The organism is Gottfriedia sp. NPDC058432, assembly GCF_042721555.1.
Taxonomy (GTDB): Bacteria; Bacillota; Bacilli; order Bacillales; family Bacillaceae_G; genus Gottfriedia.
On the sequence record NZ_JBHXLC010000007.1, the window covers coordinates 102518 to 126171 of the forward strand.

A 23654-nucleotide genomic window follows, 5' to 3' on the forward strand; every position below is an offset into this window, starting at 1 on the left:
GAGTTTTTTTGTTTTCTTGAATTGTGGTTAACTTCTTGATTAGGTTTAGCAATAATTGAGATTTATTTAGTAAGGGAAGTTCACAACTTTATCAACAATGTCCACATACCGTTCATGCTTGTTAAGAGAGAACCTACTTATTTCGGCCCACTCAAAGCCAATATTAAATCGTTCCTACATTTTTTACGAGTAAAAATTACTGCTTTATTAACAAAGTTCACAATTTTATCAACAGTGTGCATATTTTCGTAAATATTTTTTTGTTTTTGCAGGGGAGAGCGGCTAGTTATCCACTGTTTTGGTGATCGTATTACTGTTTTTAAGTGATTCTGCATTAAATATCAACAAATGTTCGCAAGTTCTTGTTAATAACCTTTTTTAGAAAGGAATGGGGGAGTTACTTATCCACATTTTACTGTTATGGCTATATTTTCTTTAGAATCAGATATGAGTTATACACATAAAAAAAGAACTGTCCCAAAAGTACATTGACTTAAGGGACAGCTACATTTTTACAGCTTATTTATTTTTTTCAGACTCTTTACTTGTTACAGTGATGTCTTGTAAGTGACCTTGGAAGCCTTGACCAGCTGTTAAGTCGTAACCTTTAACACGCTTATTAACTCCATCTAAACCGAAGCGGAATAGGGTAGGGATAACTGGCACTTCGTCATTTACAAGCTCTTGCCATTTATCGTATACATCTTGACGGTATTTTTCATCAAACGCTTTTGCTGAAATACCTTCTTTTAATAGTTTATCATTGTCGTCATTTACCCAACGAACGTAGTTGAATGGTGCATTTTTCGACCAAATTCCAGATGGGTCTGGATCAGAACCTGTTCCCCAAGCTGCTGCGAAAATATCGATTTTTGGATTATCTTTTTCTACCATATCGTAGAATGAGTTGAACTCATGTAAACGTCCATCTAATAATTGAACATCTAAGCCAACTTCTTTCCAAGATTGTAAGTAGAATTGAGCTAATGGTTCAGCGATATCGCCACCACTCATAGAAGCGAAGTTGATTTTAAATGGTTTTCCATTTGGATCTTCACGTAAACCATCTCCAGTTACATCTTTGTAACCAGCATCGTCTAGTAATTTTTTAGCTTTTTCAGGATCATGAGTATATCCTTTTAATGCTTTATCAAAGTATTTAGGGAATGATGGTGGAATTACAGAAGTTGCAGGCACTCGTAATCCTTTGTATAATTTTTCCCCAACTGCTTTATTATCAAGGGCATAAGCCATTGCTTGACGTACACGCTTATCTTTGAATTTTGGATTATCCATTACGTTTACACCATTTTTCGCATCGTAATGGCCTAATTTAAATCCAATGTAAGAGTAAGCTAACTCAGTTTTACCGATTAATGAAATATTTTTTAATTTTTTAGCTTGATCATATTGGTCAGCTGAAACTGAAGCGATATCGATATCTCCGTTAGCTAGAGAAGATGTAGCAATAGTTGGGTTAACAACTTTTAAAAGTACACCGTCAAGTTTTGGAGCACCGTTCCAGTAATCTTTATTCGCTTCAAACTCTACAGCTTCACCTGGAGTGATCTTTTTAATTTTAAATGGTCCAAAGCCGATAGGCGCTTTACGAATTTGATCTGATGATGCTAATTTATCAATTGGAACATTGCCTAAGTATTTTTTAGGTAGTGGGTTAGTCCATAAGCCAGTAAGTACAGATGGGTTAGCTTCTTTAAATGTAATTGAAATTGTTTTAGGATCAATTACTTTAACACCGGAAATATTTTTTGCCTTTCCGTTATGGTAATCTTCCATACCTTCAATCATAGACATTTGTGAGTCATAACGCACACCTGTATATTTTGAATTACCAATTACAAGATAAGCATATTCTAAATCCTCTGCTGTAACTGGATCACCATTAGTCCAATTTACATTATCGCGAATTTTTAATGTGATTGTCTTTTTGTCGTCGCTTAATTTATATGTAGCAGCACCATCTTGGTCATAAATATAGTTTTCATCTGTTGAAAGAAGTGCTTCATCAAAGAATTGAAGAACTTGAGAGTCTGGATCGCCTTCATAGAAAACTGTATTTAAGATACCTTCAAATGGCGTATCTGAAACTAAACCATATTTTAAAATGCCACCTGAAACTGATTTTTTGTTATTTGTTACTTTGATAGGAAAAGCAGCTTGATCGACTTGTTTAGTAGTAGTCGTAGTCTTCGTGTCGCCGCCTTTACATGCTGAAAGAATCATCATAGATACTGCCATTGCGCTTAATACTTTAGTAAAGCTTTTTGCATTTTTCATATTTCCACTCTCCTTAATTTTTAATTATCCTCTTCTTTGTCTAGCATCAGCTGCACGCTTTAGCGCTTCACCGATGAAATTTATACTCAGCATGAGCACTAAAATCATGCACGATGCAGGTAACCATATCCACAGCTTATTTTGTAAAACATCAGGATTTGTTGCATAACTAACTAGTGTTCCTAAACTTGGTGTACTTTCTGGTAAACCAAATCCAAGGAAGGTTAGAGCAGACTCGATTCCAATATTTCCTGCTAGGTTTAAAGTGAATGCAACAATAATTAATGAGCTTACATTTGGTAAAACATGCGAGATAATGATTTTCCAATTCGGCGTGCCAATTGCTTTAGCTGCTGCCACATAATCTAATTCGCTCTCTGATAAAACTTTTGAACGAATTAACCTTGCTTTACCTGTCCATAAAAACAGGCTCATAATAAGGACAAAATTTATGATAGAGAATGTAGGTACAACTGTTACGAATACAATAATTAACATTAATGTTGGTAAGGATAAGAAAAAGTCGATAATACGCATAACGACACTGTCTACCCAACCACCGAAATAACCAGCTATTAAACCTAATACTAGGCCCAGTAGATTTGTAATAATTGTGATAAAAAATCCAATTGTAAAAGAATTTTTAGTCCCAATTATTAGTTGTCCAAATATATCACGACCCCCGTAGTCAGTACCTAACCAATGAGTAGAGGAAGGTGGCTGATAAATTGATAGAAAGTCGACTTTAACAATTTGATTTTGATCTAGAATAAGCGAAGTACCATACACACCTAATATTATTAGGCCAAGCACGATAAGAGAACCTAAAGCTAACTTATCTCGTCTAAATTCTGCCCAGATGACACTAAATCCAGATGGACTTTTTCGTTGCTCTGTAAAATGAGTTTGATTTTCAATTTTTAATTCCATAAATTTCACCTACCCTATTCAATCCGTATACGTGGATCTACGATGCTTAGAATGATATCTGAGATTAATGTTCCAAAAAGTGTTGCAAGACATGTCATTAAAACAAGTGCATTTACAACGGTAAAATCGCGTAACATTACGGATTTAACGAACAGTTGCCCAATTCCAGGATATCCGAAAATTGACTCTAAAATTACTGAACCTGCTATTAGACCGGTAATCTCATAACCTAAAAATGCAGCGATTGGTAAGAATGAATTTCGTAAAATATGTCTAGAATAAACCTTTGCTTCGGGAACACCTTTCGATCTAGCTGTTCTTACAAAATCTTTTACTTTTGTATCAATAATCTCACTACGTAAATATTGGGAAATTCCAACAGTTGAAATAAGTGCACCCGATAAAGTTGGTAAAACAAGATGATCTAATTTGCTTACGTAATAAGCAAAAGTTCCATTAGCAATCTGAGGGTCTACGCTACCGCCCGTAGGAAAAAGATCAAAATAAAATCCAAAAACAAACAGCATAACAAGTGCAAAAATAAATACAGGGGTAGCAAAACCTAAATAGTTATATCCGGTTATCAGCTTATCCGCCCAGGTGTCGCTATAACGTCCACTAATAATACCAAGTGGAATTGCCAGTAAATAAGTCACAATAAACACACAGAAGGCAAGTAATACAGTATTTCCAATACGGTCACCAATTACATCAACTACATTGATTTTGTGTGTATAGGAAACACCAAAATCTCCTTTTGCAACATTTTTAATCCAATGATAATACTGAACATATGCAGGATCATTTAAACCCATTTCTTCACGGATTTTTTCAATTTCTTGTGGATTAGCTTTTGGGTTAATCGATCGTCCAGTTAGTGCATCACCTGGCATTGCTTTAGCGAGTGCAAAGATTACTATACTCAGGATTAGAAGCTGAGGAATCATAATGAGTATACGGCGAATGATAAATTTCAACATATTCGTTACTCCTTTCTAGGGTAATGCTACTCGATGAGTATCTGAGATTGGTTTTAAATCAAATGGTCGACCATTTGCATCAAAGTAAGAAGAAGCATTTTGTTGATATTCTTGTCGAACTGCTTGTCTTTCTTTAATTTTTTCTTCTCGAACTTCTGGACGAATATCCGGTATTGCTGCAATTAAGCGTTTAGTGTATATATGTTGTGGGTTGTTTAAAATATCTTCAGTAGTGCCTTCCTCAACAAGTCTCCCTCTATACATAACACCAATTCGATCACATAAATGGCGAATAACGCCTAAGTCATGACCGATAAATAAATAAGTTAGTTTGAATTCTTCTTGTAAATCTTGTAAGAAGTTAAGTACTTGTGCTTGTACTGAAACATCCAAAGCAGAAACAGGTTCATCTGCAACAATTAACTTTGGTTGTAATGTTAAAGCTCTCGCAATCCCAATTCGTTGACGTTGCCCACCAGAAAACTCATGTGGATATTTATATAGTGATTCTGGAGATAATCCAACTTTATTAAGGTAGTAAAGTACTCTTTCACGTTCTTCTTCAGCAGTTAAAGTTTCATAGTTTCTTAGAGGTTCTGCAACTAAATCAATAATTCTCTTTTTAGGATTTAAAGAAGAGTACGGGTCTTGAAATATCATTTGAATCTCTTGTCGAAATGCTCGTAATTGCTTTTTGCCTAGCGTTATTAAGTCATTGTCTAAAAACTGAATACTTCCATTCGTAGCCTTTGCTAATTGAAGAATTGCCTTACCAGCAGTAGATTTACCACTACCTGATTCTCCAATTAGGCCATATGTTTCGCCTTCATTAAGTTCAAATGAAATTCCATCAACAGCTCGAACATGATCTACAACTGTTCGAAAAATACCACCACGAATAGGGTAGTGTACTTTTAAGTTATCAACCTTTAATAGAGACATTTACGATCGGTGCTCCTTTCTCGTTCTTGAAATGGAAATGCTTATAACAAGAACAACGTACATAATGATTTGGTTTAACTTCGTGCAAGATAGGTTGATTTTCATGAGCATAATTTTGAATCCAAGGAATACGGTGGCTGAATCGGCAGCCTGTTCTAGGTAGTTTGTCTAAAGGTGGAACTGTACCTTCAATAATATGAAGTCTTTGATTTTTTGAATGAGTAGTAGGAATAGAGTTTAATAGTGAGCGTGTATATGGGTGTAATGGATTATTTAGTATTTCTTCTACTGAACCAGTCTCTATAATTTGTCCAGCATACATAACAGCAACACGGTCTGCTACTTCTGCAACAACACTTAAGTCATGCGTAATTAAAATGATGCCTAATTTCGTTTTCTTTTGAATTTCTTTTAGTAAATCTAGTATCTGGGCTTGAATCGTTACATCTAAGGCAGTAGTTGGCTCGTCTGCAATAATGAACGAAGGGTTACATGCAATAGCAATTGAAATCATAGCACGTTGTCTCATACCACCAGATAATTCATGCGGGTACTGTTTATAAGTAACCTCTGGCTTCGGGATTCCAACTTGATCTAGTAGCTCTAATGCACGATCCTTTTTTTGTGAGCGTGAAAGATCAGTATGGAAATCTAGATTTTCTTCAATTTGTTTACCAATCGTCATTAACGGGTTTAGAGCAGTAAGAGGTTCTTGGAAAATCATTCCGATTTCCTTTCCTCGAATTTTATTCAATTTACTATCATTAAGCGTTAGTAAATTTGTGCCCTTGTAAGAGATCGATCCATTCATTTTTGTACGATTATTTGAATGTAGTCCTAGGATTGATAGGGCTAGTGCACTTTTACCGCAGCCTGATTCACCCACAATTGCAAGAACTTCATTTTCATGGACAGTAAGTGATACATCATCCACAGCAGGATAGTATTGGTTGTTTATACGAAACGATGTCGTTAAATGTTCGATTTCCAAAAGAGGTTTTGACATTTCGTGTCTCCTTTCGAGATTTCATGAGCTAAATTGTTGGTTTATTTAGAATTTTCATAAGTATAATATTATTACGCGAATGTTTCAATATGAAAACATTTTATGTAATATATAGTCCTTTTTGACTATAATTCATTCGAAATTCGGATTAACTAGTAAATTCATAGGGAAAAAATGTCACAGTGATTCGATGGAAAGGTTGATAGACTATATAAAATAAGGGAGAGTAAGGGAAATACAAAATGAAAACGTTTACAAAACAATTGTTAGAATAGATAAATAGTAGTGTTTGAAAACAATGGTGAAAAATAGAGGTTTTTGTCGGAAAATGCATTAATATAGGGAAAAAAATATATTCGGTGTGCAATTTGTAGTTTGATATTCCTAGTTCATATTACCTGTTTTTACACTGGAAAATAAGAATTACATTAAAAAATATTAATCTACTACATCTCATTTAGGCTTTAAATTAGAAAAAAAAGCAGTATAAAGATAAAAGGATGAATAAACCATTTTATTTTATACTGCTTTTCTTAATTTAATCTTAAGTTTTAACTTAATTTAAGTAGGCCGTTAACATCCAAACATGCTTTGCAAGCTGTTCACGAATGGCTAATAATAAATCATGAGTAACTGAATCATTTTCAGACTCTGCAATTTCCATGCCATCTTTTAATTCTTCAATTAAATAGTTATAGTCCTTAGTAATGTCCTGAACCATTTCATCAGAAGTAATATTCTTATTGGCTTCTTTAAGGCTTGAAGTATCAAGATACTCTCTCATTGTAGCTAGTGGTTTTCCACCAATTATTAACACTCGCTCTGCTAGTTCATCAATATGTAAACTTGCCTCGTTGTAAAATTCCTCAAATTTAGTGTGTAGAGTGAAAAAATTTGGACCTTTTACATACCAATGATAGTTATGTAACTTTACAAATAGAATATTCCAGTCTGCTATTTGCTTATTTAGCACATCAACAGTCGTTTTTGAGATGGATGATGTATCCATTAAAATCCCTCCTCTAAATGATGTAAAAGATTAAAAAACCATATAACCCATCTTAACTGATATTGAGTAAGAATAGTCATGGTAATATTTGATAGCTAAGACAACAATTAGTAAAATTAACGTTAAATTGTAAATAGCATTATATTGAAATAAAAAAACCTCATCCTATTGGAGGGGTGGATGGAGATAGGATTTTTGGTTACATAAGAAAAGATCATGAGTAATTAAAAAACATATAGACGAAAATACTTACTCAAAACAGGCTTATATTTAAGGAAAAACAAAAAAGAGGATGCCCCAAAAAGTTTATACTTTTGGGACATCCTCTTATTTTAGCTATGAATGTACGCTCTCTTCAGGAAGGGCGGGCTTAGGTTCAATTCTAAGTGCATCATCCTCATTTAAAGCTTTCTTCAATAATAAGAATAATGACCCAATCATACCAAGAAGAATAATGACAAAAAAGAAAAAGATGATTACATCATAGACCAATGTTAAAACCCCCTTCAAAACTTTTCTATATTCATATATATGATTGAAGAAAAGGACAGATAACCAAAATTCACAAAGTGTTCAAAATTTAAATGCATATTTAAAATGTGGATAAAATATTTTTACTATTTGGTTGGATCGGTTTAACTAAAAGCAAGTGACATCTTCATTTGTAGCAGTTATACCTAAAAAATTAAGAAGAATTACCAAAACAAAAAACAAGTTAAAACTCAACGCTATTACCGTTGACAAAGGTAAAAAATGTCGTTGAACGATCGATTATAATCATGTTACATTTTTCACATATTTAACTATGAGTTCAACAAGAATCAAAGTTTTGAAATAAAAGGCAACTAGTGTTTACATTAAGGACGTCAGCGGAGGAATTTAAGAATTCAGATTGGGAAAAAGATCAAAAAATTTGGTACTTCATTGGCGGTATTTAATTCCTATTACTCGTCATACTTATGTTTAATTTTAAGTAGACGTTTCATGAAAATAGAAAAAGAGTGAAAAAAATTATTATTTTGGAAATGGAGAAACATAATGGTAAAAAAAAGAAAACGATTTTTTAAAGCGATTGTTTTAGCATCCATTTTTGTCATCATGACGAGTGGGATGCAACCGAGACTACTTGGATTAAAGGGACTACTTAAACCAACTATTACAGAAGCGGCAACATTTCCAAACTTGGTCCAAAACCCTACATTTAATTTTGATCGTCAAACAACTACTTTTCCAAATTGGTCATTTGTGGCGTATTTAAATAAAAGCCAAATTCAAGGTCCTTATAGCTCCAATTTAGAGGATCAAGGTGACGGCTGGTATAAGGTTTTTGGTGAAGTCAACCCAAAAAGTTATGTTAAACCTGTTCCAGGGGGTGGGATTTTATTAAAAGTATTAAACACTGTAGATTCCCAAGAGTATATGGTTATGAGGCAATCGATTAACACAATTCCAGGACAAACTTATATCTTAAAGTTTCCTTTTAAACTTATTGAACATACGAATACCCATCCTAGGTATACTTGGTTTGTAACTGACACAGCAAGTGGTACCTCTATAACGACAGATAGAGAATGGAGAGACTACACAGGTCCTCAAAATGTAACGACTACTTTCACTGCAATCGGAACTAAAGTAAATTTTAGCATTGCTTTTGAAGACGGTATAAAAGATGCTCTTGATGGTAGTGGATTTCAAATCTTTCAGGTTGATCATGTTTCTGTTACAGTACTAGATACTAAGGCACCAAAAATAACGGATGCTACTATTACCATACCAGAAGGCTACACAGGTGGTGCATCATGGACCAATAAAAACACGACAATTCACTTTACAGCAACTGATGATCATGGGGTCGATCCAGCATCGTACGAAGTTTCAACAGATAATGGTGACACTTGGAGTAAAGCTGGTTTAAGTAATGCTACCTCAACAGGCGTTGATTATACTGTTTCAACCCAAGGTACGACAAATATTCTAATTAGAGCAAAAGATGATTCTGGAAACCAAAGTAATCCACTAACTGATCCAGGAGCTAAATTTTCAGTAAGGATTGATAAAGAAGCACCTATTACCAACTATGCTGACGGACAATTATATAATAAAAAAACAGCAACAAACATTACATTCAGTGATGCACTAAGTGGTATTGATACAGCTAAATTAAATGGGACAACCATTTCTTCTGGCACAATAAATCCAGCTGATGGTGAATACACATTAGTCATCACTGATAAAGCAAGTAATCAAACAATTCTACACTTTACAGTAGACAAAACTATTTTACCGCCAGTTGTAAATCCGATTACAGATATCAGTACAAGTATAACGGGAACAACAGAGGCGAATAGTACTGTGAAAATAACGTTACCTGACCAATCATTTTTAACGACAAAGGCAGGAGCGGATGGTTCATTCTCCGTACACGTACCACAGTGGGCATTGTATGCTGGGGATGTAGTACGTGCAACTGCAACAGATGTCGCAGGTAATACGAGTACAGATACAAATGTAACAGTAACGGCAGAAACGAAAAATCCAGTCGATCCAACAAACCCAACAAGTCCAGTTGAGCCAGTTAACCCAACTGATCCAGAGAATCCTCATGAACCAGGAACAAAGAGTTCATTAAGTATTGACTATGTGTCAAATTTCAATTTTGGTGTGCAGGAAACTTCAGGTAAAAATGAAGTTTATACTGCTCAATTAGATGAAGTAAAACAAACTTCAGATGGTTCAATCATTAAAGTACCAAATTTTATTCAAGTAACAGACCATCGTAGAACAAAAACTGGATGGAAACTAACAGTACAGCAAAATGAACAATTCAAGAGTGGTAATAATGAATTAACAGGTGCGGTTTTAAAATTAAATAATCCTTTTTTAAACTCATCCACTGAAGCTCAGTATAAACCAGTAGCTAATACATTGACATTGGTTCCCGGTGGCGGTGCCCAGAATCTAGCTTACGCAGATGAAGGGAAGGGACTTGGAACATGGACAATTGCATATGGACAGAATTCATCTAGCATAACCCTTTTTGTGCCTGGTGCAGCTTATAAAGAAGTAGGTGCCAAATATAAAACAACATTAACATGGACATTAGTAGATGCACCACTATAAAATTAAGAAACTTCCTATATAGATGTTAAAATGAAAGTAAATACCCCATCGAGTAAGTAAAAAATGACTACTCGGTGGGGTATCTTGTACTTACTTATTTGTACGCTTTGGAACTTTAGACTGGCTAAAAACTTATGCTGCTTGATTTCGATTCTTTTTAACATGTACAAGTACTGGTGCAGAAGAAAGTAAAATGATTAATAGAACTGCACTAATAATAAAAGAAGGAACCATGTACCAAGCATTATATACTAATGAATAAAGTGATACTGGTGTTCCTTTTGGAGCGTATGAACCGTAAAATACGATTCCAGCAATAAAATGGGAGATGAAACGAGCTAGTGAGCCGATAAAAGTTCCTAAAATTATATAGGCTGCTGCACTTTTTTTATTGCCATTTGCTAAACTAATTTTTATTTGTTGATATACAAGTCCAGCTAATCCGAGACTTGTAAATGCTAGAATATAGTCTAAAAATACTTGGATTGGATGAACAAAATATAGCTTTGTAACGATTTGTAATGCTGCTAATAATAGACCAGTAATTAAACCTTGCTTTAATCCCCAACGAAAAGCAATTAGAAAAACTGGAATCATTGATAATGATACAGAACCACCTTGAGGAGCAGTAAACAATGGTAAGAAATCAAAAACGATTGCTAGAGCTGCACACATCGCTATTTCTGTCATTAATTGAATCTTTGATGTCTTCATATATATATTTCCCCCTTTATCTCATGGACAACTTATGTAGTGAAACACTTTGTAAGGAGATATCAGTAGGAATAAATAAAAAAAGCAATACTGGGTAGCATGATGATCCCGGCGTTGCTTTTTCATCGTGCCACATCCCTACGTTAGTCCTAACTAACAGGTTCAGAGGGTAAGAATAGTTAATCTATTCACTCTCAGCCAAATGGCTCCCCTTGTGGTTTAGCTTACATTTAGTTGTCTTTACTAAATATAGTCAAGGTCATTTAAAAATACAATTAATTTATCCGTAAAAATTAAAAAAATTTTGCCTATTGTTAATGGTACTCACGTAGAACACTAATAAAGTTAACTATTTAGTTAGTAATTAAAATTATTTTTAAAAAATGAGTGTAATCATAGCTATTATGTAAAAAATAAGCATTATAACCATTATCTTATTTATCCTTGCCATAAATTATTCACAATGGCTTGCTTTTCATTTTAAAATTTACCGTGTAGAATGAATACGAAAGAACAGCTAAATTTTGGCAGAAAGTGTAAATAATTTGAAGGAGACATTTTAGATGATTCAAGTATTATTTGTCTGTTTAGGTAACATTTGTCGATCGCCAATGGCTGAGGCTGTTTTTCGTCATTTAGTGACAGAAAAAGGGTTAGATAAACAATTTATGATAGACTCAGCTGGTACTGGAGATTGGCATTTAGGTCACCCTCCACATAAGGGAACACAAGGTTTATTGAGTGAAAAAGGTATAACTTGCGAAGGTATGAAAGCTCGAAAAGTGACAGAAAATGACTTTAAATATTTTAGTTATATTGTTGCTATGGATGCACAGAATAAAGAGGATTTAATGAATTTAGCAAGAAATAATTGTATAGGAGAGATTTCACTACTTTCAGATTATGTTCCAGCATCAATGTGGAAGGAAGTGCCTGATCCATATTATACGGGTAATTTTAATGAAGTATATGACATCCTTACAGAAGGATGCTCTCATTTACTTCAGCATATTTTAAAGCAACACCAATTAACAGTTTAGAGGAGGATGTAGAATGTCAAAACGTAACAAAGCTTTACGCAATATTCTAGTCGGAGTCGCAATTGGTGCAGGAGTTACTCTACTTAACAAGGAAAATCGTGAGAAGATCTCACGTAAAGGAAGAAGTGTAACGAACAAATTAAATCAAATTAAAGATGATCCAGAAATCGTAAAAGGTGCTGTTCGAAATCAATTGAGAGTAGTACAAAGCTCAGTTGAGAAATTAGAAGGCAATGTACAGCTTGTAAAAGATAAATGGATCGAAATTAAAGATTCTACATTAAATAAGTTTGATAAAGGCTCTTCTAAAGTATCAGAAAAAGCAGTTGAAGCTGTAGAAGCGAAAATTGAAGATTCAATTGATCTAGAAGAAGGTAAATCGCAAATTTCAGCGACTTCACTAGAAGTAAATCATGAAAATGAATCTTCTGAAACTGACGAGCAGTTAGAAGCAACTCTTGAAGGTATTGAAGATATAACTGATGAAAATGCAGATGAAGTACAAGAGAAAGTAGAATCAATTTTATTGGCAGGTAATACATCTAAAGAATAACAATTGAAGGTGTCAATTTGATTAAGAAAAAGAATTCTATTGTAGCATTTGTTTGGGATTTAGTGAAAAAGTGTATGGAAGACGAAATAGTATCTCGTTCAGCGGAGCTAGCATATTACTTAATGCTATCTCTTTTTCCATTTCTACTTGTTCTAACTCAAGTCGTAACCTATTTACCACTTTCTACTGATCAAATATTGTCATTTTTGAGTCAATATGCTCCGCCAGATGCAATGGCGATTATACGAAGTAACTTGCAGTTAATAATCGGGCAATCACATGGTGGAGTTTTATCAGTAGGGTTAATTGCGACTATTTGGGCTGCGTCCAATGGGATTAATGCAATCATCCGAGCACTTAATGATGCGTACGATGTAGAGGATAAACGAAATTACTTTGTTACAAGAGGAATTTCAATTCTTTTAACAATTATTATGATTTTTGTAATTGTATTCGCATTATTAATACCAGTGTTTGGGAAAGTCATTGCTAAGTCTGTATTTCAATTTTTAGATATATCTCAGGATTTCTTGTCTACTTGGAGCCTAATTCGTTGGTCACTAAGCTTTGTGATTCTGATGATTGTATTTACTGTTCTATATTCAATTGGACCTAGTAAAGTAGTTCACATTAAAAAGGTATTTTTTGGTTCGCTATTTGCAACATTTGGATGGATCATTTCTTCATTTGGATTTGCATTTTACGTTGATAATTTTGGTAATTACACAAGTCATTACGGTAGTTTAGGTGGAATTATTGTTTTAATGATCTGGTTTTTTATTTCGGCAATGGTTGTGATTATTGGTGGAGAGCTCAATGCATTAATAAAGCAAAAACAATATGGTAAGCACAAAGCTAAACCAAAATTAATTGACCCTAATAAGCCAAATCCAAAATAATTTCTTCTATAATATAATGGAGTTTTCTTCCATGAGTAGTCTTATTTAAGAAAGGTAAACTAATAAAGACTTCAAAAAGGGAGGAACTTCAAATGAGTAATAATAAGAAAAACCATAATGATAAATCAAATAAGAAACAAAAGAGTAGCTCTCACCCAAAGGGCAAAACTAGCGGTTCTGCAAACGGGCATAATGATTACCATTGATTTTTAGGCTGACTAGAATACTTGCTTTTCCTGCTAAAAGGCTCATTACTAGTTCAGTTTAGAAGAAAAAAGCATCGTACATTTGTGTACGATGCTTTTTTTTTAATCTCTTAATAATCTTAATGAGTTAAGAATAACTAAAATTGTACTTCCTTCGTGACCGATTACTCCATAAGGTAAATCAATGATTTGTAGGAAATTCGAGCAGATTAGGAATGCGATTACGGTTAGTGAAAAAATAATATTTTGTTTTACAATCCTGTTCATGCGTTTTGATAAAGTGATTGCTTTTGAAATTTTTGTTAAGTCATTTTTCATTAAAACGACATCTGCAGTTTCTAAAGCAACTCCAGTTCCTCCGCCCATTGCGATCCCTACATTTGCAGTCGCTAGAGCAGGGGCATCGTTTATGCCATCACCAACCATTGCAACTTGACCATAGTTATCTTTTAGCTTTTTGACAATCGAAACTTTTTCATCCGGTAAGCATGATGCAAAGTATTCATTGATTTCACTTTCTGCAGCAATTGCTTTCGCCGTTTGTTCTGAGTCACCTGTAATCATGACTGTTTGAACACCTAATTTATTTAAAGTAGATAGGGCTTGCTTTGATTCGTTACGAACTAAATCTTTTAATGAGAATATCGCAACAACCTGATCTTGAGTACCTACATAAACAATTGTATTTCCTTCTTGTTCCCACTGTTGTTCAAAATGAATAAGAGGATTTTGTTTCATCGTTACGAATTCTTTTTTACCGACTCTGTACTCTGAACCATTTAAAATCGCTGATACACCGAAACCAGGGTGGTCATCAATTTGTTCAAATGACGAAGATATTGTGATTCCTTGTTTCGTTGCGTATTCAACAATTGCTGCAGCTAGTGGGTGAGTTGAAAATCTTTCAATTGAAGCAACGATTGACAATAACTCTGTACGATCAAAATCTTCAATTTTCTCAAAACCAGTTACCTCTGGCTTACCAATCGTTAAAGTACCCGTTTTATCGAATGCGATTGCTTTTAATACACCTAATCGCTCTAAATGAATACCACCTTTAACAAGAATTCCCGACTTTGCTCCATTCGAGATTGCTGATAAAACAGCTGGTGTAATCGATGCTACTAATGCACAAGGTGATGCAACAACTAGTAAAATCATTGCTCGATAAAATGTTGTTGTCCATGACCAATCTAATGCAAAATGCGGTAAAAACATCATGAATAATACGGCAATTAATACGCCTTTAACATAAACACCTTCAAATCTCTCAATAAATTGTTGAGAAGGAGTTTGTTCACTTTGAGCTGTTTGAACAAGATTAATGATTTTTTGGAAAAGAGTCTCATCACTATGTTTCGTAATTTCTACTACTAGCGTTCCTTTAATGTTAATCGTTCCAGCAAACACTTCATCATTTAAGTTTTTTACTACTGGAATTGATTCACCAGTAAGAGCAGCTTCATCTACTAATGTTTCTCCTTTAACGATCTGACCATCAGCAGGAATACGTTCTCCAGCTTTAATTAAAATATAATCACCAATGTTTAGACTTTTAATGCTGACGACTTCTTCAACTTCATCGACTAATCGAATTGCCGTTTGTGGCTGAAGTGATAATAATGAAGAAATTTCTTTATTTGTTTTATTTAACGTATATGTTTCAAGTGCGCCACTTAAAGCAAATATGAAAATCAGTACGGCACCTTCAGTCCAATAGCCAATTGCAGCTGAACCAACTGCCGCAATAATCATTAGCATTTCAACATTTAGTTCCTTTTCAGCAATCGTATCTTCAATACCTTCTTTTGCCTTTGCATATCCTCCAATACAAAATGCTAAAACATATAAAATAATCGACATGATTGAATGATCGTTCTTAACGAATGAAGCAATTAGAATTAATACACCAGAAACTAAAGCGGCAATTAATTCTCCATGTTTTGAAAGAAATGATGTAGATTCCACATGGTCGGCTTCATATGTAGCATGAATCGTAGTAACTTTTGGACTTGCTTCCATAATAAATACCCCTTTCTTATTTTCAATTGAGAAAAATAATCAAATTCACTATCCTTATAAAACGACGAAAGCTGCCGTCCTAGGACAGCAGCGTACATTTTATAAGACCTTACTATTTATTTAATCTCTTAGTTGTGTAGTTTACAGATTTCTTAATTAAAATAATTCTTATTAAATATATATTACCACATTCCTTTAAATGTGAAGAAAAAATTTGCTTTTAAATTAAAAAAATTTTAATGATGTGATCGAGTTGTGAAATTAGATGTAGGTGTGGGGTGGACAGGAATTCAGTCTGCCCTATTAAATTTTACCGGTTCTATCAAATAATAAAATTTTTGACGTTCATTAAAGAATTTTAAGCATCCAACCGATATTTATACAGTAAGCACATAAATACATATTTGTTACTACATTAAAAGCTAATTCATCTATTTCAAACTCATAAAAGTATAGCAAATATAAATAAAAATAAAAGCTGGTGAAGATTTTGAAGAAAAAAATTATACAATCAATTGCAATCATAGGATCTGTTTCATATATTAATTCAATGGATCTATTAGAAGCGGATGCAGAAAGTACTACTGTAAATCAACCTAAAGCATCGATCTCATACGTGGATCACTATATCTCAACTGGGAACGGAGTACGTATTCGTTCAGGGGCAGGAACGAATTATAGTATTTTAGGAAGTGTAAATAAGAATGCTAAATTAGATGTCATATCTTCCTCAAATGGTTGGTATAAGATTAATTATAAGGGGAGAATGGGCTACATAAGCGGTACTTATGTTAAAAAACAAAGTAGTGATGTTGAAAATGAAAAAATAGAAAACAATACTTCCAATTATATCTCAACAGGGAACGGGGTACGTATTCGTTCGGGAGCAGGAACGAATTACAGTATTTTAGGAAGTGTAAATAAGAATGCTAAATTAGATGTTAAATCTTCCGCAAATGGTTGGTACAAGATTATTTATCAAGGAAGAATTGGCTACATAAGTGGCACTTATGTTCAGAAGCAAAAGAATATTGAAGATGAAAAACCAGTATACGATACGACTAAATATATTGTAACTGGGGCCAAAGTTAATATTCGCTCAGGTGCGGGAACGAATTACAATATAATAGGTAGTGCGACAAAAATGCAGAAGTTAGACGTTATTTCAACTTCAAATGGTTGGCGCAAAATAAACTATCAAGGAAAAATCGGTTATATAAGTGCTGGATATACTGAAAAAGAAATTGATCATTCAAATGGTTCGACTAGCAATATTGATGAAAAAAATATGATTTCTTTTGCAAAACAATTTTTAGGAGTTCCCTATAAGTGGGCAGGAGTATCGCCTACTGGTTTTGATTGCAGTGGCTTTATTTATTATGTCCTTAAGGAAAATGGTAAGCCATTTGGAAGAACAAATGTATCAGGTTATTGGCAGAACAATACTTCATTCCAAAAAGTAACAACTTCACAGCCTGGTGATTTGATATTTTTTCAAAATACATACACATATGGACCATCACATATGGGGATTATGTTAAATCAAAATGAATTTATTCAAGCTGGTACAAGTAAAGGTGTTACAATTTCAAATCTAAATGACTCATATTGGCAAAAGCATTTTTTAGGGTATAAACGAATAAAATCATAAAAATTTTAAGTTCAAATCCACATAAATTACTTTTATAAAGATTTCCAACAATTGTCTTTACCTTCAGGCCTTTCTTATAATAAAACGAATAGAAGGAATGCCCTATTGATGATAGAATAAACTGTATTCTATAGAGAGAAAAAGGCTTATGGAGGGAAACAATGTCTGCAAAGAGATTTTTTACACATCCTTTGGGAGTGATTGCATCAGCGGTTATTACAACTTTTTTATGGGGAAGCGCATTTCCGTTTATTAAGCTAAGTTATGAGCACTTGCATATTGAGAAGAATGAAATTTGGAAGCAAATGATTTTTGCGGGTTATCGTTTCTTTTTGGCCTCATTATTAATTTTAATATTTTTTACGATAATTGGTAGAAAGTTAACTTTTAAGAGAGATACTTTTTTTGTAGTAGGAAAAGTAGGTTTGTTTCAAACGTTTTTACAATATGTGTTGTTTTATATTGGATTGAGTTTTTCGACGGGAGTTCAAGGCTCGATTATTGCTGGAACTACTTCGTTTTTTCAACTTTTAGCAGCGCATTTTATGTATAAAAATGATCGTTTAAACATGCGTAAGATTCTTGGTGTAACGGTAGGGTTTGCGGGTGTCATTATCGTGAATATTACAAAGGGCACGCTTTCTTTACATTTAGGAATTGGCGAGATTTTATTATTGTTTGCAATGGCATTTGGTGGATATGGTAATGTACTTGCTAAGGAAGCTGCAAAGAAAGTGGATGTTGCCTATTTAACGGCTTATCAAATGATGATCGGTTCGATTGGATTGTTATTAATTGGTGGTTTAACGGCAGGATTTCTACCGTTCCACTTTGATTTAAAAACGTTTGGCATGTTAGTTTATTTATCAATACTTTCATCTGTAGGATTCATACTGTGGAACAATGTCATGAAATATAACCAAGTTGGAAAAGTATCAATGTACTTATTCTTAGTTCCTGTTTTTGGTGTAATTTTATCATCAATCATGCTGAATGAAGTGTTATCTTATCTTGTATTTATTGGTTTAATTATGGTTACGTCAGGTATTATCATTGTGAATTATCAAAAGGATCAACGCAGCACTCATATGAAGAGTGCGTCTTGACTCGAATAGAATGCATCCCGAATAAAAGCAACTCCACTTTTTAATAATAATGTGGAGTTGCTTTTTTTTGTAGATCGTTGTGAAGGTAGGTACATAGTTGTCAAAGATTGATAAAGCAGTTGAAACAGTTGTAGATGATGCTTCCATTATGGAATTTAGCACTTGCCGAATTAGTTTTAGGCATTATGCCATTATTTATCTTTTTCTTCGATGCCCAAAAGCAAATTATCCGTGGTATTACGAGTGGTTCAATAAAGTAAGGTAAGGAGAATCATATGAATAAAAAACTATTCAAGTCGATTGCCGTTTTATCAACTAGTATGTTGTTGTTTACTGGATGTAATAATAAAAAAGAAGAAACAAAAAAGCCTGCTACTGGTGAAAAAATCACATTAAATATTTTTCAGTTTAAAGCTGAAATTGCAAAAGATCTAGAGGCTTTAGCAAAGGAATATCAAAAGGAAAATAAAAATGTTACGGTAAAGGTTCAAACAGTAGGTGGAGGTGCAGATTATGGAGCAGCATTGAAAGCTCAATTTGCATCAGGAAATGAACCCGATATTTTCAATAATGGTGGTTACCAGGAGGCTGTTACTTGGAAAGACAAACTTGAGGACTTGTCGGATCAAGATTGGGTGAAGGATTTATATCCGGAAACCGAAAAACCGATGACAGTTGGTGGGAAATTACTTGGAATGCCTATGAACACAGAAGGCTATGGATTCATTTATAATAAAGATTTATTTGATAAAGCTGGTATTACAAAATTGCCAAAAACATTAACTGAATTAGATGCAACAGCAAAAAAATTAAAAGACGCTGGCATTACACCGTTTTCAGTTGGATATGGTGAGTGGTGGATTTTAGGAATTCATTTATTAAATATTCCATTCGCACAACAACCGGACCCAGATAAATTTATCGCCGATTTAAATGCAGGCAAAGTAAAAATCCCTGATAATGATAAGTTTAAGGAGTTTATAAAATTATTTGATTTAACGATTAAATATGGAAATAAAAATCAATTAACAACGGATTACAATACGCAAGTTACAAATTTTGCATCTGGAAAAACAGCTTTGATGCAACAAGGAAACTGGACACAAGGTATGATTGATGGCATTACGCCAAATATGAAACTGGGTCTTTTACCAATGCCGATTAATGATGACAAAAACGCAATGGATAAAATACCTGTCGGTGTACCAAATAACTGGGTAGTTAACAAAAATTCAAAAAACAAAGAAGAAGCGAAGAAGTTTTTAAATTGGATGGTTTCTTCTGATACAGGTAAAAAATATATCGTTGAAAAGTTTAGATTCATTCCAGCAGTTAAAACAATTGAAGGAAAAGGCCTAGGACCAATAGCTGACGATATTCAAAAGTACTCAACTGAAGGAAAAGTACTTTCATGGAACTGGTTTAAATATCCAAATGGTGCAACAAACGAATTTGGTGCCTCAATGCAAGCTTATGTTGGAGGACAAAAAAATCCACAGCAATTACTGCAATCGTTTCAGGATTCTTGGGATAAGTTAAAAAATCAGTAGACTAAGTAGGAATTTAAGACAAACCTTATTTCGAAATAATTTCGAATGAGGTTTGTTTTTTTGTAAAGTATTTTGTTGAAGATTTACTGATTGGAAGATTTTATGTGATGAACAGAATTAATTATCGTGATATAGTAATTATCGTTGCGAATATAAATGAAATTCCTGAGTTTAACCTAGATAAATAGATTAATAGTAAGGGAGAGTAATCAAATATGAAAAAATCGATTAAAAATGTTATTTTATCAACTGCGATTGTCTTTTCTTTAGGAACAGTAGTCGGGCCAGCGAATGCTGCTTCTGTTAATTATAAAGTTAAAACGAATAGTCCCGTGAAGCTTCCAGCAAGTGAATCAGTTAAAAAAATGTCACTAGAAATCACTTCGTGGTATGAAACATCATCATCTGAAGCTGATGCATTTGGAGCAACAAGTGGTAATTTCGACGGTGCCGGTTTATCTTTTGGCGCGCTTCAAGAAAACTTTGGAACAGAAACTTTACAACCAATTATGAAAAAAATGTTTGCGAATCATAATGATGCTGTCCTAAAAGCTTTCAAAGGAGATACGGATTCTTATAATACATTTAAAGATGTAATTATGAACAAAACGACAAAAGAACAGGTAGCTTGGGGAGATTCAATCAGTAACCCTAATAATAAATACGAACTTAAAGAGCCTTGGAAGACTTATTTTAAAAATCTAGGAACAAGTAAAGAATGTATTGATGAACAAATTAATGCTTCAAAATCGTACTTTGATCAAGCAGAAAAGTATTACAAAACATTCGGATTATGGACAAAAAGAGGATATGCATTAATGTTTGATATATTTGTTCAAAGTGGTGGAATATCGGATAAAACGAAAAATTTAATATTAAACGACTTTAAAAAAATTGATACAAAAAATATGACAAAAGAACAAATCGAAACGAAAAAAATGAATATTATCGTTAATCGTCGTGCTGCAGATGTAAAAGAACAATGGAGAGAAACATGGAAATCTAGAAAATCAGTCATTGCGAACGGCAGCGGTACAGTTGTTGGTTATGGAGACTTCTTTGATGTAACTCCTTATGGTGCTACGTTAACACATGTTAATAAGTAATTTCTTTGATGAGGGAGTCCCAGATTTTGGGCTTCCTTTTTTTATTTGGGCACTGATCTATTTCATTTTTTTATGTAATTTGATTTTCTTATGGGAATAGTAAAAAGGAAGTATACACTAGCTTTTGGATAAAATAATTTTTAGGAGAGATCAATTGTGCATTGGTATTTAAAAGTATTAAAGAATTATGTAGGATTTCATGGTAGAGCGAGTCGAACTGAATTTTGGATGTTTTTGTTGATTAATGCAATTATTACTTTTTTACTTAATTTATTAGATAACTTTGCAAATACAGATAACATGATTTCAGGAATTTATGGTTTGCTTACCTTACTGCCATTAATTGCAGTCGGTGTTCGTAGATTACATGATATTGGTAAAAGTGGTTGGTGGTATTTAATTAGTTTAATTCCGTTTATAGGATCAATTATTTTATTAATACTTGCTTGTTTTAAAAGTGAAGATCACGAGAATCGTTTTGGACCAGTTCCAAGATATTAGGAAAAGACTTAAATGTCTCATATTATTTCTTAAATTTGATCTTTGAAATCTTATACCCAATGTATGTCCCTATAGTATTTAAAATAACATCATCTATATCCGAGGTTCTAAAAGACATCATAAATTGGACAACTTCTATGCTTACCGATAAAAATAAGCCAATTAGTATAACTTTTTTTGTTCTCTTAATTGAAGTCAAAATAAACCCAAATGGCATAAAAAGAATGATGTTTCCAAAGATATTAACTATAAATTGATTAATGGTGCTAAACTCATTAAACATTTTAATTAATGGGATTAAATTTAATCCACCTTCAGAAACACCTATTCCTAAAGAAGGAACTGGAAAAAATGTAAACCTAAAAATAAACAAAAGTGAAAAAATTAACAGTAAATATTTTATGATAATAGGTTTCAAAATAAATCTCCCAAAAAATGTTTTAATTAATAATAAGTTATTATACATTAATAATTTTGTATATCCTCAATAAACTTTTCATTAAATAATGTCACTTTGGCCCAACACCGAGATAATTTAAGCTTAATACCCGCCTAATTTTAGGCGGGTTTTTGTGTTAATTCAAAATAAATTGTCCTATTATTAAAAATTAATAATGTTACCTAGGTATTAAGAATAGACTTAAATGTACCGTATTTACTTCTTGGGAGGGATCCATCGTGGAATGGTATTTAAAAGTATTAAAGAATTACGCAGTATTCAGCGGAAGAGCTAGAAGAACAGAGTATTGGATGTTTTTCCTGTTTAATGCCATTATCTCGATTATACTTTCAATTTTACAAAGCATTGCAAATATAGGGGAAGTATTAACTATAATTTATAGTATTTTGGTTTTTTTACCTTCTTTAGCAGTAGGAGCTCGTAGATTACATGATTCAGGTAGAAGTGGTTGGTGGCTGTTACTTGGATTAATACCGTTTATTGGTACGATTATTCTTTTGATTTTCTTCTGTTTGGATAGTGAAGAGGGAGATAATCGATATGGGGCGAATCCTAAGTATTAAATTGATGTCTAAATTGTCTAGATATTAATTCTAAGGGTCAATATGGAAACCGTCTTGAAAAGGGCGGTTTTTTGTTATTTTTCCGTATTTCTTTTAGTGAAAAAATAAGAGTGTTCTAATTAGAACATTCTTTAGCACGTTAATTAATTATTTATAAAATGTATTTCAATCTTATCATTTAAAGAAACAATATGTACTATTTCAGCGTTCTTTGTGAAAACCTCTCGTATACCATCGGCTTCTTCTTTTACTTCATTCCATCCCCAAAATTTTAAAATTAATTTATAAGAATTTGGTAAACCATGTATTTCAGATGTCATTTTCCATTTGTAGACTGCGTATTGATGTTTGTAGTCAATCTTGGACTGAATTGCAGTTAACGGAATTGGGAAACCCTTATGTAATTTAGATGGTTTGTGAGCAATGAAAAATATAATAACGATCAAAAAAACGAATAGTAATAAAAACTTCCTATGCAATTTATTCATTCGAAATTCCCCCTATTTTCTAGGTTTATAAACATTTTATCATTATTAATAACGTGTCTATTTAGAAGTATCGAGGAGATTATGAAACTTTTATGAATATAGTTTCAGGGCAAAGTGTTTTTATCAGAAATAAACAGATCAAAGACTAAGTAGAAATTAATGAATTATTTAAACCTAAAAATTAATCTAGTCAGCATATTCCACCCTACTGTTCAAGGAGATCGGTCGTGGAATGGTAATTAAAATTATTAAAGAATTACGCAGTATTCAACGGAAGAGCTAGAAGAAGAGAGTATTGGATGTTTTTCCTGTTTCAGGTAGAAGTGGCTGGTGGCTGTTAATTGGAATAATTCCGTTTATTGGTACGATTATTCTTATTATTTTCTTCTGTTTGGATAGTGAAGAGGGAGATAATCGATTTGGGGCGAACCCTAAGTATTAAATTTTGAAGGTTAGTTTTAAGGGATAAGATGTAAACCGCCTTATATGAGGGCGGTTTTTTTGCGTTCA

General features: G+C 33.2%; 21 protein-coding genes, 2 pseudogenes and 1 riboswitch. Of the genes and pseudogenes, 12 read left to right on the top strand and 11 right to left on the bottom strand.

Annotation, left to right across the window (positions count from 1 at the left end):
• Positions 1-519: 519 nt before the first annotated feature.
• From opp4A to ACFWM3_RS09275, 7 genes are all read right to left on the bottom strand, one after another.
• Positions 520-2298, bottom strand: coding sequence for an oligopeptide ABC transporter substrate-binding protein (opp4A, locus tag ACFWM3_RS09245; protein WP_390311145.1), 1779 nt, complete (start codon positions 2296-2298; stop codon positions 520-522).
• 24 nt (positions 2299-2322) lie between these two features.
• A complete protein-coding gene (locus tag ACFWM3_RS09250; protein ID WP_390311146.1) occupies positions 2323-3228 on the bottom strand; it encodes an ABC transporter permease in 906 nt (301 codons plus the stop codon).
• 14 nt (positions 3229-3242) lie between these two features.
• The gene (gene opp4B, locus ACFWM3_RS09255; RefSeq protein ID WP_390311147.1) at positions 3243-4208 is read right to left on the bottom strand and encodes an oligopeptide ABC transporter permease; all 966 of its coding nucleotides are present in this window, start codon (positions 4206-4208) and stop codon (positions 3243-3245) included.
• Between the two features lie 15 nt (positions 4209-4223).
• Positions 4224-5150, bottom strand: coding sequence for an ABC transporter ATP-binding protein (locus tag ACFWM3_RS09260; protein ID WP_390311148.1), 927 nt, complete (start codon positions 5148-5150; stop codon positions 4224-4226).
• The gene (locus tag ACFWM3_RS09265) at positions 5131-6156 is read right to left on the bottom strand and encodes an ABC transporter ATP-binding protein (RefSeq protein WP_056476395.1); all 1026 of its coding nucleotides are present in this window, start codon (positions 6154-6156) and stop codon (positions 5131-5133) included. Before ACFWM3_RS09265 ends, ACFWM3_RS09260 begins: the two co-directional genes overlap by 20 nt.
• A gap of 556 nt (positions 6157-6712) precedes the next feature.
• Positions 6713-7150, bottom strand: a complete 438-nt coding sequence (locus ACFWM3_RS09270) for a Dps family protein (protein ID WP_483867261.1) — start codon at positions 7148-7150, stop codon at positions 6713-6715.
• Between the two features lie 351 nt (positions 7151-7501).
• Positions 7502-7657, bottom strand: coding sequence for a hypothetical protein (locus ACFWM3_RS09275; protein ID WP_390311149.1), 156 nt, complete (start codon positions 7655-7657; stop codon positions 7502-7504).
• 546 nt (positions 7658-8203) lie between these two features.
• Between ACFWM3_RS09275 and ACFWM3_RS09280 the strand changes: the two genes are divergently transcribed.
• Positions 8204-10285, top strand: coding sequence for a WxL domain-containing protein (locus tag ACFWM3_RS09280; RefSeq protein ID WP_390311150.1), 2082 nt, complete (start codon positions 8204-8206; stop codon positions 10283-10285).
• A gap of 132 nt (positions 10286-10417) precedes the next feature.
• Here ACFWM3_RS09280 and thiT read toward each other — a convergent pair whose 3' ends face one another.
• Complete coding sequence (thiT, locus tag ACFWM3_RS09285; protein WP_390311151.1) at positions 10418-10999, bottom strand: energy-coupled thiamine transporter ThiT; 582 nt, start codon at positions 10997-10999, stop codon at positions 10418-10420.
• A 118-nt stretch (positions 11000-11117) separates the two neighbouring features.
• Positions 11118-11222, bottom strand: a riboswitch (TPP riboswitch).
• A 340-nt stretch (positions 11223-11562) separates the two neighbouring features.
• Between thiT and ACFWM3_RS09290 the strand changes: the two genes are divergently transcribed.
• The 3 genes from ACFWM3_RS09290 to ACFWM3_RS09300 are packed head-to-tail and all read left to right on the top strand — an operon-like array spanning position 11563 to position 13491.
• Positions 11563-12039 (top strand): low molecular weight protein-tyrosine-phosphatase, encoded by a 477-nt coding sequence (locus tag ACFWM3_RS09290; RefSeq protein ID WP_098428186.1) that lies wholly within the window; start codon positions 11563-11565, stop codon positions 12037-12039.
• Positions 12040-12052: 13 nt separating this feature from the next.
• Positions 12053-12592, top strand: a complete 540-nt coding sequence (locus tag ACFWM3_RS09295) for a hypothetical protein (RefSeq protein ID WP_056476408.1) — start codon at positions 12053-12055, stop codon at positions 12590-12592.
• A 17-nt stretch (positions 12593-12609) separates the two neighbouring features.
• Entirely contained in the window at positions 12610-13491 is an 882-nt protein-coding gene (locus ACFWM3_RS09300; RefSeq protein ID WP_390311152.1) for a YihY/virulence factor BrkB family protein, read from the top strand.
• A gap of 308 nt (positions 13492-13799) precedes the next feature.
• Here ACFWM3_RS09300 and ACFWM3_RS09305 read toward each other — a convergent pair whose 3' ends face one another.
• Complete coding sequence (locus ACFWM3_RS09305) at positions 13800-15719, bottom strand: heavy metal translocating P-type ATPase (RefSeq protein ID WP_390311153.1); 1920 nt, start codon at positions 15717-15719, stop codon at positions 13800-13802.
• 490 nt (positions 15720-16209) lie between these two features.
• Here ACFWM3_RS09305 and ACFWM3_RS09310 point away from each other — a divergent pair, with 490 nt between their 5' ends.
• From ACFWM3_RS09310 to ACFWM3_RS09335, 6 genes and pseudogenes are all read left to right on the top strand, one after another.
• A complete protein-coding gene (locus tag ACFWM3_RS09310) occupies positions 16210-17370 on the top strand; it encodes a C40 family peptidase (protein ID WP_390311154.1) in 1161 nt (386 codons plus the stop codon).
• Between the two features lie 161 nt (positions 17371-17531).
• On the top strand, positions 17532-18476 hold the full coding sequence (locus tag ACFWM3_RS09315) for a DMT family transporter (protein ID WP_390311155.1): 945 nt from the start codon (positions 17532-17534) through the stop codon (positions 18474-18476).
• A 149-nt stretch (positions 18477-18625) separates the two neighbouring features.
• Positions 18626-18736, top strand: a pseudogene (locus tag ACFWM3_RS09320) (carbohydrate ABC transporter permease); the annotation flags it as partial.
• A gap of 15 nt (positions 18737-18751) precedes the next feature.
• Positions 18752-20026, top strand: a complete 1275-nt coding sequence (locus ACFWM3_RS09325) for an ABC transporter substrate-binding protein (protein ID WP_390311156.1) — start codon at positions 18752-18754, stop codon at positions 20024-20026.
• A gap of 215 nt (positions 20027-20241) precedes the next feature.
• The gene (locus ACFWM3_RS09330; RefSeq protein WP_390311157.1) at positions 20242-21132 is read left to right on the top strand and encodes a hypothetical protein; all 891 of its coding nucleotides are present in this window, start codon (positions 20242-20244) and stop codon (positions 21130-21132) included.
• A gap of 156 nt (positions 21133-21288) precedes the next feature.
• Entirely contained in the window at positions 21289-21633 is a 345-nt protein-coding gene (locus tag ACFWM3_RS09335) for a DUF805 domain-containing protein (RefSeq protein WP_390311158.1), read from the top strand.
• 22 nt (positions 21634-21655) lie between these two features.
• Here ACFWM3_RS09335 and ACFWM3_RS09340 read toward each other — a convergent pair whose 3' ends face one another.
• A complete protein-coding gene (locus tag ACFWM3_RS09340; protein ID WP_390311159.1) occupies positions 21656-22051 on the bottom strand; it encodes a VanZ family protein in 396 nt (131 codons plus the stop codon).
• Between the two features lie 260 nt (positions 22052-22311).
• On the opposite strand from ACFWM3_RS09340, the gene ACFWM3_RS09345 reads away from it, so the two are divergent.
• Positions 22312-22656: a DUF805 domain-containing protein gene (locus ACFWM3_RS09345; RefSeq protein ID WP_390311160.1), complete on the top strand. Its 345-nt coding sequence runs from the start codon at positions 22312-22314 to the stop codon at positions 22654-22656.
• Positions 22657-22799: 143 nt separating this feature from the next.
• On the opposite strand, the gene ACFWM3_RS09350 is transcribed toward ACFWM3_RS09345, so the two are convergent.
• Complete coding sequence (locus ACFWM3_RS09350) at positions 22800-23144, bottom strand: hypothetical protein (RefSeq protein WP_390311161.1); 345 nt, start codon at positions 23142-23144, stop codon at positions 22800-22802.
• Positions 23145-23383: 239 nt separating this feature from the next.
• Here ACFWM3_RS09350 and ACFWM3_RS09355 point away from each other — a divergent pair.
• Positions 23384-23586, top strand: a pseudogene (locus ACFWM3_RS09355) (DUF805 domain-containing protein); the annotation flags it as partial.
• Positions 23587-23654: the final 68 nt, after the last annotated feature.

Bases quoted from the DNA above. Each gene is read 5' to 3' on its own strand.
- opp4B (WP_390311147.1), bottom strand. From the start codon at position 4,208: ATGTTGAAATTTATCATTCGCCGTATACTCATTATGATTCCTCAGCTT.
- ACFWM3_RS09325 (WP_390311156.1), top strand. From the start codon at position 18,752: ATGAATAAAAAACTATTCAAGTCGATTGCCGTTTTATCAACTAGTATG.
- ACFWM3_RS09305 (WP_390311153.1), bottom strand. From the start codon at position 15,719: ATGGAAGCAAGTCCAAAAGTTACTACGATTCATGCTACATATGAAGCC.
- ACFWM3_RS09250 (WP_390311146.1), bottom strand. From the start codon at position 3,228: ATGGAATTAAAAATTGAAAATCAAACTCATTTTACAGAGCAACGAAAA.
- ACFWM3_RS09280 (WP_390311150.1), top strand. From the start codon at position 8,204: ATGGTAAAAAAAAGAAAACGATTTTTTAAAGCGATTGTTTTAGCATCC.
- thiT (WP_390311151.1), bottom strand. From the start codon at position 10,999: ATGAAGACATCAAAGATTCAATTAATGACAGAAATAGCGATGTGTGCA.
- opp4A (WP_390311145.1), bottom strand. From the start codon at position 2,298: ATGAAAAATGCAAAAAGCTTTACTAAAGTATTAAGCGCAATGGCAGTA.
- ACFWM3_RS09290 (WP_098428186.1), top strand. From the start codon at position 11,563: ATGATTCAAGTATTATTTGTCTGTTTAGGTAACATTTGTCGATCGCCA.
- ACFWM3_RS09350 (WP_390311161.1), bottom strand. From the start codon at position 23,144: ATGAATAAATTGCATAGGAAGTTTTTATTACTATTCGTTTTTTTGATC.
- ACFWM3_RS09260 (WP_390311148.1), bottom strand. From the start codon at position 5,150: ATGTCTCTATTAAAGGTTGATAACTTAAAAGTACACTACCCTATTCGT.
- ACFWM3_RS09315 (WP_390311155.1), top strand. From the start codon at position 17,532: ATGTCTGCAAAGAGATTTTTTACACATCCTTTGGGAGTGATTGCATCA.
- ACFWM3_RS09265 (WP_056476395.1), bottom strand. From the start codon at position 6,156: ATGTCAAAACCTCTTTTGGAAATCGAACATTTAACGACATCGTTTCGT.
- ACFWM3_RS09295 (WP_056476408.1), top strand. From the start codon at position 12,053: ATGTCAAAACGTAACAAAGCTTTACGCAATATTCTAGTCGGAGTCGCA.
- ACFWM3_RS09330 (WP_390311157.1), top strand. From the start codon at position 20,242: ATGAAAAAATCGATTAAAAATGTTATTTTATCAACTGCGATTGTCTTT.